The organism is Metabacillus fastidiosus NBRC 101226, from assembly GCF_001591625.1.
Lineage (GTDB): Bacteria > Bacillota > Bacilli > Bacillales > Bacillaceae > Metabacillus > Metabacillus fastidiosus.
In genome coordinates, this window is record NZ_BCVG01000124.1 from 1 (window position 1) to 9,830 (window position 9,830).

The window sequence follows — 9,830 nt, forward strand, 5'->3', positions numbered from 1 at the left end:
AGTGGGGGATAAGGAAAACCAACACTGATAGAAGTTTCACTTTATAACTCTCCTGCTTTATCCTACTACAAATTTATATAAATTCAATTAATTTTCTGAAATAAAAAAGAACCTTTCCATTAGGTTCTATAGTTTACAACAAATTATTACTATTTATTATCTTACCAATTCCTCATATTGACTTGCATCCGTTTCTCCTTCTGCATCATCTAATGTAAGAAAAACACTATGTTTAAATTCTTTGCATTTTTTCTTTAATTCAGCAGCCTTTTTACTTAATTGCTCAACTGTTGATATGATAAAATTTTTATTTTGAACAACGGCAATGGAAATACTGACTAAAGGAACATTTTCAACAGTCCCCTGTCTGGTAATGGCTCGAATATATCCTTTCTTTCTTTCTTCATCTGAATAAAAGCGTAAAATAAATTGATCAAAACGATTAATAATCGCTTCACATAGCAATTCATGATCATAATGAGGAATAACAGCGATAAAATCATCTCCTCCAATATGTCCAACAAATGAAGGTTCATTAGCAGAAGTTAAAATCGTTTCCGATATAATATTAGCAGTTTCTTTCAGTAACACATCACCTTCTCTAAAACCGTAAGTATCGTTAAAAACTTTAAATAAATCAATATCTAAATAGAACACACTGAAATTTTCATAAGTAAGTATCTCTTGTAATTTCTCTTCAATAACATTATTCCCCGGCAAACCGCTAAGCGGATTAGAATAACGAGCAATATTAATTTGAACTTCCGACAGCTTAATGATTAAATCCCTCATACTGACTATTCCATATATGGATCCTTGTTTTGTAACAACTACATAATCGTACAGGTTTGCTTGCTTTCGATTCATCGCAAGCGTACTCACTTCAGCTATAGGAGCAGAAAAATCTACGACTAACAGCTCCTGATCCATTACAAGATCAATCGTCCGTTTCATAAAAAGATCGAAACCGTATTTAGTAGAAAGCTTTTGGAAAAATTGCGTCTTCATGACGAGTCCAATCGGCTGTTCACCTGTGCATACAACAATACCCTCCAGTGAGGGATTTTCATCAAATATTTTATAAACATCCTCACATTTTGTTGAAGGAGCTACTATATTAACCTTCTCTACAATATCTCCAATAACTAGGTACATTTGTTCACCTTCATCTCCTATATTGTTTTTAATGAATAATTCATTTTTCATATATTCTTTACACCCTCTATTTTTTCGAATATTTAAATAATTTAGAGGAGAGTTGACATTCTTACCTATAATTTACTGAAACTTTATTAATCTAGTGTGAATCCAGTGTAAAATATGGGTATTTATTATTACTATTATAAATCATTAATATAAGAATTTAGAACTATTTTATATATAAAAAATAAACCACTCTTCTAATGTTAACTAGATAGAGTGGTTTATTTCTTTCAGATTTAATATTTTCATTTCTCTTCTATACGAATTCTCAGGATATTTTCATTAAACAGTTATTATAAATAATCATATAATGCTTCGTGAATCCTATAATGCATCTACCAATCTTCACCTTTATATTAACGATTAATAAATGGATTATAATATCTGCTGCCATCATGGAAAGTAATAATAATGGAAGCTGCAAGAATAATTAAGCCTATTAATACTATCAAAAAATCACGTTTTCCAAACGGCTTGGCACTGTACCATGTCCGTTTCTTATTTTTCCCGAATCCTCTTAATTCCATCGCATTGCTAATCACTTCAATCCGCTCTAGACTGGAATGGACAAGCGGCATAATGGCTGCGGAAACATTTTTTACACGTTTAAAAAAATTTTCATCTTTAGAAAGATTAATTCCACGTGCTTGCTGTGAATGCGATATCGTTCTAAAATTCCGTTGAATATCCGGGATATACCGTAAAGCCAGAGATACGGCATAGGCAATTTTATAATTAACCCCAATTTTATTCAAAGAAGAAGCAAACTCACTTGGATGGGTCGTAACCATAAATAGCAGTGCCGCCGGAATAACGACGAAATATTTTAACGTAATATTAAATTGATAAAAAATCTGTTCCAGCGTTACATTATATCTCCCTGTAATATCAAAAAGAATATGTTTTGTACCATATATCCTTACACCTTCCTGCGGCGAAAAAAGATATATTCCAATATTATTAAGCACTAAAAATACTAAAATAAAAATTAAGACAAATTTCACTTCACTTAATTTCACACGGGAAATTTTAAAAAAGATAATACTTAATAAAAATAAGAAGAAAAGCACCCTTGTATCATATGTCAACATAGAAGCTGCTGACCACATTAAAAAAATAACAAGTTTTGTAACACCTGATAAATGATGAACCGGCGACTTTCGATCGATATAAGATAACATTTCTACTGCCATGTCTTTCTTACCTCCCTATCGAAAGTAATAAATTTTCTAATAAACGCATGCGGATCCTGCATACCTGCGTTTACAGCTAAATCAAATAGCGAAGTTTTTTTCAAATTTGCCTGCTCAATAATCTCTTCATCTGTTAATACTTCTACCGCATCTTGATCAGCAATAACTTTTCCATCAGCAATGACAATGGCACGCGGTGTATATTCAAGCATTAAATGCATATCATGTGTAATCATTAAAATGGTTACTCCTAATTTGTTAAGCCCAACGAGGAATTCCATTATTTCTGTATAATGACGGAAATCTTGACCAGCTGTCGGTTCATCCAGGATTAAAATTTCCGGATTTAATACGAGAATGGAGGCAATCGTCACACGTTTTTTCTGACCAAAGCTTAGCGCGGAGATTGGCCAATTTCGAAACGGATACAAGCCGCATATTTTCAACGTTTCATCCACTCGCCTTTTAATTTCCGCTTCCGGAACATTACGTAATACTAAACCTAGAGCGACTTCATCATAAATCATATGTTTAGAAATCATCTCATTTGGATTTTGCATAACAATTCCAATGCGCTCTGCTCGAGATTTAATCGACATCTTCGTAATATCTTCCCCACGGTATAAAATTTTCCCGGATGTTACCTTCTCAAAGCCGCAAATAAGCTTCGTTATAGTAGATTTACCTGCACCGTTTTTACCGACAATACTAATCAGTTCTCCTTCCCCGACAGTAAAAGAGATTCCGTGAATCAATTCTTTACCCTTCAGATAACCAAAGCGGACATCTTCTAACTGTAGGAGCGGCGCACGATCTAATTCGCCTTCGTTTTCTTGGATATGTTCAGCCCAAAGATGCAGTTTTGCTTTGCAAGAGCTAATATCAAGGATCTGCTCATTAGCTATATGCATCTCTGACGTAATGTCACAACCTGCATATTTAAGTGCCTTAACATATAAAGGTTCACGTATATAGCATTGTTCAAGCACTTTAGATGCAAGTAATTCATCAGGTGTAGAATCACTAACAATTTTCCCCTGATCCATCACAATAATCCGATCGACATGACGATAAAGAACATCTTCTAACCTGTGTTCGATAATAACGACTGTTTTCTCTGTTTCCTTTTGAATACGGTCGATGAGTGCAATAGCATGTTTTCCGGTTGCAGGATCCAAACTTGCTAACGGTTCATCAAACAGCAGGACATCGACTTGATCAACCATCACTCCAGCAAGAGATACACGCTGCTTTTGACCGCCGGAAAGCGTATGAACAGCAGAAGTTTCATAGTTTTGTAAATCGACTAATTTCTCTACTTCTGCTACTCTTTCCTTCATCTTTTCCTGATCTATACAATCATTTTCTAAAGCAAAGGCAATATCTTCACCTACGGATAAACCAATAAATTGTCCGTCTAAGTCTTGTAATACTGTACCAACAATCTTTGAAAGAGAAAAAATATTTAAATTACTCGTTTCCTGGTCTTTAATTATTAAGCTACCTTCTATATCTCCCTTATATGAAAAAGGAACAAGCCCATTAATACAATGGGCCAGCGTACTTTTCCCCGATCCAGAAGGACCAACAATTAAAACCTTTTCTCCTTCATAAATAGTCAAATTAATTTGCTGAAGAGTCGGTTCTGTTTGACTACGATATTTAAATGTAAAGTTGTCAAAACAAATGATCGGCTTTTTCATGATGAGTCTCCTTATCTACGATCTATTCCTTCCTTAAACTATCAGATTTACTACGTGTTTTTGCATAAGATACAATTAAAATCGTCCCGATAATACCTACCGTAACAACGTTAGAAATACCGGCGATCGCCCCTTGTGTATATGCCTTGTTCACTGGTTCGGCATGAATTAAAACATCCAGTGACGGAGCAATGAAAAACCAGGCAAGTGCTTGAACAATCGCTTGAATAGCGTTAAACAAAATGATCTGCTTTGTACCGAATATACCGGACTCTATTTGGATAGAGTTCTTAAACAATCTAACCCCTATACCAATAAATAGACCTACAAATGCAGACGTAATTACCCAAGACCACCAAGGGGAACCATAGAAAATAGCATCCTTCAAAATATGTCCGATTAAACCGATTAACAAGCCAGCAATTGGGCCAAAAATAATTGCCATCAAAGCGAGAAAAGCATAAGCAGTTTCAATATTTGTATTTGGTATGCCTGTTGGAATCGAGAGGAAACGTCCTAAAATGACGAATACAGCAGAACCAATCCCAATTGCAACGATTGTTTTAATAGATAAGCCTTTCTCCATGCTTCATCAATCCTTTCAAAGTTTAAAAAATATAATAATTATATAAATAAGTACAGTAATGCTCTTTTTAGTGCTCTTTGCTCATAGAATGCTATTCTATCCTTTAGCCTTAACTATAAATAATTTTTGGTGCACGGCGAACAGATATTTTCCACTTATATCCCATTTCGATATGATATGCTTTTGCAAACGATCCTTGGTTAATGGCTACACCTAACTTATCGAGTGAATTTACGTAAAGTAATGGTTCACCTAAACGGCTGTCCGCAAATGAACGACCAAACGTCATAATATTTTTATACACCTGCTGCGTATCGTTAGCGATAGTTACTTCTAAAGAATCCCCATATTGGATACCTGCTTTAAGAAATAATTCACGAGGAATATTTGTCCACAGATTTCCAAAGCGAATATCCAGAATATCGATATTCCCATGAACGATACCATCTTCAAGACTTGGCAAAGGATTTGGTAATTCAACAATATCGTCTACATTCAATTCTGGCCCAACCTCTTCGAATGAAATGACCCCTGCAGCTAATCTAGCACCCGTATATGCATATACGTCACGGCCATGGAATGTATACGATTCTCCCGAGCGTGGCAGGCGATTTACTTTTTCATCAATTTGTCTTACTGCAACAATGCCTATACTTTGTTTAATATGTGTTAAAGTACCATTGTCTGGTGTTATGACATATTGATTTTGCTTTGTTTTCACAACGATGCTTAAACGGTCTGTTCCTACACCGGGATCAACGACAGAGACAAAAACGGTGCCAGCCGGCCAATAAGAAATTGTTTGATAAAGACGGTAAGATCCTTCCCAAATATTAAATTGTGGAATATCATGCGTTAAATCGAATATTTTTAAATCAGAATCAACACATAAGGCAACTCCGTACATTGCACTAACTGCCCCATCTCCTTTACCAAAGTCTGTCTGTAATACTAAATGTTTGCTCATCATTATGTCCTCCAATGTTGTTTTAAATTTCTCCTATTTACGCGTAAAATAGAAAATAAAAAAACCACGCCATTACTCGCTTTATAACGAATAAGGACGTGGTTGGATTAACAACGTGGTACCACCTTAATTCACTGTATACTCACATATACAGCCTTCATAAGTACGCAAATCAGCTGATTTTTAATACTTCGGCATTTGTAACGAGTGCCATTACTCGTCGCCGCCTACTAATATCCTAAGGATATTTTCAGCACGAAACTCAGAGGCCATTGTTCAGATTCGTATTTTTGCTTCTTTTCAGCTACCGAAGCTCTCTGATGAAAAATAGCTAAATCTTACTTTCCCTCTTCAACGTCTTTACTATTCGAATATTGTCGATTTATGAATGTAATTATAAACAGTAAAATTTTAAAACGCAAGATAAATTTCCGATATTTCTGAAAAATCATTCAATTGTTCAAGTAATCTATCCTTAAATTCTATAGAATAACAGCTACTGATTGACAGTGAAAATAAAAAGAAAACAATATATTTATAAAATTTGTATAACAAAAATGCAAATTTCACAAAATCCCCCTCAAACCTAGATTCGTATCGAAACAAACCCAGGATGATATTGAGTTAGAACCGGAAATCGGAAATATTTATTTTAACTGAAAAATATTTATTTTTGGGTTACATAGGAGAAATATATTCTAATCTATATGGAACATAATTTCTATTAGATACTTCTCAAAAATCGATTAATAATCTGTCTAAATGATCCTCTATTGGTTTGACTATGCTTCGGCTACTTGTAATGCCTGCTTTGCCATCTGCAAATACTCATCATTACCAGATAGAATAGCAAATTCTGCAATGCTAACAGGATATGCCGCTTCTAATTCAAGCACATGCTCTTTCATTTTAGGCCATACATATCCACCTGCTTCTTTGTAAGCATTGATTAGCAATTCGAGGCCTTCTTCCCCAAAAGTCCTGTAAAGTATAACAAAATCATTTGATACATCAGACACCTTTGCTTCAGTCCAATCAATCAAACCAGTTGCGTTTCCAACTTTATCAATCAGAATATGACCTCCATGTACATCACCATGAATAAGTCCAGTTTTCTTTGGCCACATTTCATCATTCTTTATCCATGTCTGCCATCGAGTCCATAAAGAATCACCTACGCCAATTTCTTCTCTTACAGCATCCATTCGTTCTTTCATTGACTGTCTTGCTTCTTCAGGTGTATGAACTGTTAATCCAACGCCCTTTACCTTCTCTATTGCCACTTTATGCAGAGCTGCCAATGCCTTACCAAGTGTTTCATAAAAACAATCTGGTACATTATTAATATCAAGTTCCCATATATAATTCTGTATCTCATGATCAATCGTACCCGCCGGTACCCCATTTAACTTCTTATAAGCAATCAGTTCGTTAGTATATATCGTCCAATTTGGGACTTCGAACTCAATGATATGCTCATTCACCAAATCCAATGCTTTTTTCTCTGCACTCGTTCTTGGCATCACATCTTCACGTCTAGGTAATCGAAGCACCCATTCATTTTCTTGCTGATCAAGTGCAAATACTACTTGAAAGTCGAGCCCTGATTCATTAAATTCTAACGTTTCTTCTTTAAGAACCAACCCATATCTAGCAGCAATATCTAAAACTGTTTCTTTCATTTTGTCACTTCCTATTTATTATTTTTCTTAACTCTATATTGCAAGCTGATTTGCTACAGCATTAAACATAATTTCTTGCACTTTAGGATAGATCTCCTCCCCAAGATCTTTTTTATGAATAACCATTGCTAAACAAGCTCGAATAACACCAGAAATAACCTCAATTTCTTCATCTACGATTGTCTTTAACTCTTTATTCTTCTTAATAAATTCCATGAGTGGAACAATGCTTCTTAGAGTCTTAGTCAATGAATATTGTGGATCAATCTTTCGAGAGACCACGGTATATTCTTCAAGATTGGTGATTAGTCTTTGTGTTAAGATACTGGATTCCAACGCATCAGACATTTCTCGTAAATAAATCTTAATGGCTTCACGTACATCCTTTTCTTGTTCCACTTTTGGCCAAACTCGTCTTTCAATTTCTTCCCCCTCTGATACTAATAGATCAAGATAAAGCATTTCCTTCGATTCAAAAAAAACATAAAAACTGCTCTTAGCTATGGAAACTGAAGAAGTTATTTCTTCAATGGAGGTATTTTTCAATCCTTTTGCAATAAAGCACTGATGTGCAGTATGCATCATATCTAGTCTAATTTTTTCTTTTTCTGCTTCTGTGAACTTGGGCATTAGCGGTTTCACCTCATTCTAAAACTATTAATAATATAAAAACAAATTGTTTATTTGTTTTTATATTATTAAAATCATATTAGTCTGTCAAGGGGATAATACCCAATTTTGTAATTCTTCTGTCTGTCCAACTTGATTTTAAACTCCTTTAAAATTCATCCACAAAAAATTCCGCATAAAAAAGACCCCAAATTCGCAAAAGAATTTTTAACGAAGTCAGGGTCGGTTTATTAAGAGTTTTTTATTCTACATTTTCCGTATTCTTTACAAAAAACACGAGTTAAAATAGTGCTTTCCCACCTAGACAGAACAAGGATTAAAACCGAATCAGACCCGGAAATCGGAAATGTTTATTTGTGAGATTACAAAATTAATTCCAGCTTCGCTACTGCTTCACAGTGCACAGTATGCGGGAACATATCTACCGGCTGCACTTCAACGGTCCTGTACCCGCCTTGCTCAAGTACGTGCAAATCTCTCGCAAGCGTAGCCGGGTTACATGAAACATACACTACTTTTTTCGGCTTCATTTCTAAAATAGTACGAAGCAATGCCTCATCACAGCCTTTACGAGGCGGATCGACAACGATAATATCTGCTTTATTTCCTTCCTTGTACCATTTCGGGATAACAACTTCTGCTTCACCGACTGCAAATTCAGCATTTGTTATTTCATTTAAGCTTGCATTTCTCTTAGCATCTTCAATTGCTTCCGGAACGATTTCCACTCCAAATACATGCTTCGCTTTCTGAGCTAGAAATAAAGAAATCGTTCCAATTCCGCAATAAGCGTCAATAACAGATTCCGTCCCTGTCAGCTCCGCATATTCTAATGCTTTTTCATAGAGTACTTTCGTTTGCTCTGGATTTACCTGATAAAAAGATCGTGCCGAGATTGCAAATTTCACATGACCAATCGTATCGTAAATATATTCTTCTCCCCATATAACTTTTGTTTCATCACCAAAAATAACATTCGTTCGTTTTGCATTGATGTTTTGTACGATTGATTTTACATTCGGAAATCTTTCTGTTATTTCTTTCATAATTTCTTTTTTATGAGGAAAATCATTTGTTCTTGTTATAAAGACAACCATCATTTCCTTTGTCGTGACGCCGTAACGTACCATAAGGTGACGGAGCCAGCCTTTATGCTTCTGCTCATTATATGCCCTTATTCCATACTTCTGGCAAATACCTTTAATCACTTGAACAACTTTATCATTCTCCGACTGCTGAATAAGACATTTTTCCATTTCAATAATTTCATGGCTTCTTTGCTGATAAAATCCGGCAACAAGCCCGCCTTCTCTCTCTCCAATTGGAACTTGTGCTTTATTCCGGTAATTCCATGGATCATCCATTCCTAATGTTGAATGGACTTTGACAGTCTCTAAGTCAAGCTTGCCAATTCGCGCTAAAACCTCTCTCACTTGCTTCTCTTTATATTCAAGCTGACCCTTGTAGCTTAAATGCTGAAGCTGACAGCCACCGCATTGTTTATAAATAGGACAGGGTGCTTCTATACGTTCTTTGCTCTCTTCATAAAGCTCCATTACTTTTCCAAAAGCATATCCTTTTTTCACTTTTATCACTTTTATTTTTGCACGTTCATTCGGAAGTGCATTCGCTACGAAAATAGGAAATCCTTCGATTTTCGCAACTCCTGCCCCATCATGTGTTAAATCTTCAAAAGTAACATCATAATATTCATTTTTTTCGATCGATATCATTTATTTTCTTCCTTTTCATTAAAAACTTCCTATTATCTTACCATAAGGGAATAAACTAAAAAACTGAGGCTATCCGATAACCTTTAAATAAAGTGAAACTTCTATCAGTGGGGGGTTTTTCTCCTCCCCCACT

Annotated in this window: 8 protein-coding genes and 1 other annotated feature; all 8 genes read right to left on the reverse strand. The window is 35.2% G+C overall.

Annotated elements, in window-relative coordinates:
• Positions 1-156 precede the first annotated feature (156 nt).
• Positions 157-1,206: a GGDEF domain-containing protein gene (locus BFA01S_RS19025; protein ID WP_235843073.1), complete on the reverse strand. Its 1,050-nt coding sequence runs from the start codon at positions 1,204-1,206 to the stop codon at positions 157-159.
• 353 nt (positions 1,207-1,559) lie between these two features.
• Positions 1,560-2,396, reverse strand: a complete 837-nt coding sequence (locus BFA01S_RS19030) for an energy-coupling factor transporter transmembrane component T family protein (protein ID WP_066234537.1) — start codon at positions 2,394-2,396, stop codon at positions 1,560-1,562.
• Complete coding sequence (locus BFA01S_RS19035; RefSeq protein WP_066234543.1) at positions 2,387-4,099, reverse strand: ABC transporter ATP-binding protein; 1,713 nt, start codon at positions 4,097-4,099, stop codon at positions 2,387-2,389. The genes BFA01S_RS19030 and BFA01S_RS19035 overlap by 10 nt, the downstream gene beginning before the upstream one ends.
• Before the next feature lie 22 nt (positions 4,100-4,121).
• Complete coding sequence (locus tag BFA01S_RS19040) at positions 4,122-4,685, reverse strand: ECF-type riboflavin transporter substrate-binding protein (protein WP_066234545.1); 564 nt, start codon at positions 4,683-4,685, stop codon at positions 4,122-4,124.
• Between the two features lie 109 nt (positions 4,686-4,794).
• Positions 4,795-5,652 carry an SAM hydrolase/SAM-dependent halogenase family protein gene (locus BFA01S_RS19045; RefSeq protein ID WP_066234548.1) on the reverse strand — a complete coding sequence of 286 codons (858 nt, stop codon included), beginning with the start codon at positions 5,650-5,652 and terminating at the stop codon, positions 4,795-4,797.
• 89 nt (positions 5,653-5,741) lie between these two features.
• Positions 5,742-6,016: a binding site (T-box leader), on the reverse strand.
• A gap of 418 nt (positions 6,017-6,434) precedes the next feature.
• Positions 6,435-7,334: a macrolide 2'-phosphotransferase gene (locus BFA01S_RS19050; RefSeq protein WP_066234550.1), complete on the reverse strand. Its 900-nt coding sequence runs from the start codon at positions 7,332-7,334 to the stop codon at positions 6,435-6,437.
• 33 nt (positions 7,335-7,367) lie between these two features.
• The gene (locus BFA01S_RS19055) at positions 7,368-7,964 is read right to left on the reverse strand and encodes a TetR/AcrR family transcriptional regulator (protein WP_066234554.1); all 597 of its coding nucleotides are present in this window, start codon (positions 7,962-7,964) and stop codon (positions 7,368-7,370) included.
• 362 nt (positions 7,965-8,326) lie between these two features.
• Entirely contained in the window at positions 8,327-9,697 is a 1,371-nt protein-coding gene (gene rlmD / locus BFA01S_RS19060) for a 23S rRNA (uracil(1939)-C(5))-methyltransferase RlmD (RefSeq protein ID WP_066234557.1), read from the reverse strand.
• Positions 9,698-9,830 lie beyond the last annotated feature (133 nt).

Bases quoted from the DNA above. Each gene is read 5' to 3' on its own strand.
- BFA01S_RS19055 (WP_066234554.1), bottom strand. From the start codon at position 7,964: ATGCCCAAGTTCACAGAAGCAGAAAAAGAAAAAATTAGACTAGATATG.
- BFA01S_RS19025 (WP_235843073.1), bottom strand. From the start codon at position 1,206: ATGAAAAATGAATTATTCATTAAAAACAATATAGGAGATGAAGGTGAA.
- BFA01S_RS19030 (WP_066234537.1), bottom strand. From the start codon at position 2,396: ATGGCAGTAGAAATGTTATCTTATATCGATCGAAAGTCGCCGGTTCAT.
- BFA01S_RS19035 (WP_066234543.1), bottom strand. From the start codon at position 4,099: ATGAAAAAGCCGATCATTTGTTTTGACAACTTTACATTTAAATATCGT.
- BFA01S_RS19045 (WP_066234548.1), bottom strand. From the start codon at position 5,652: ATGAGCAAACATTTAGTATTACAGACAGACTTTGGTAAAGGAGATGGG.
- BFA01S_RS19050 (WP_066234550.1), bottom strand. From the start codon at position 7,334: ATGAAAGAAACAGTTTTAGATATTGCTGCTAGATATGGGTTGGTTCTT.
- rlmD (WP_066234557.1), bottom strand. From the start codon at position 9,697: ATGATATCGATCGAAAAAAATGAATATTATGATGTTACTTTTGAAGAT.
- BFA01S_RS19040 (WP_066234545.1), bottom strand. From the start codon at position 4,685: ATGGAGAAAGGCTTATCTATTAAAACAATCGTTGCAATTGGGATTGGT.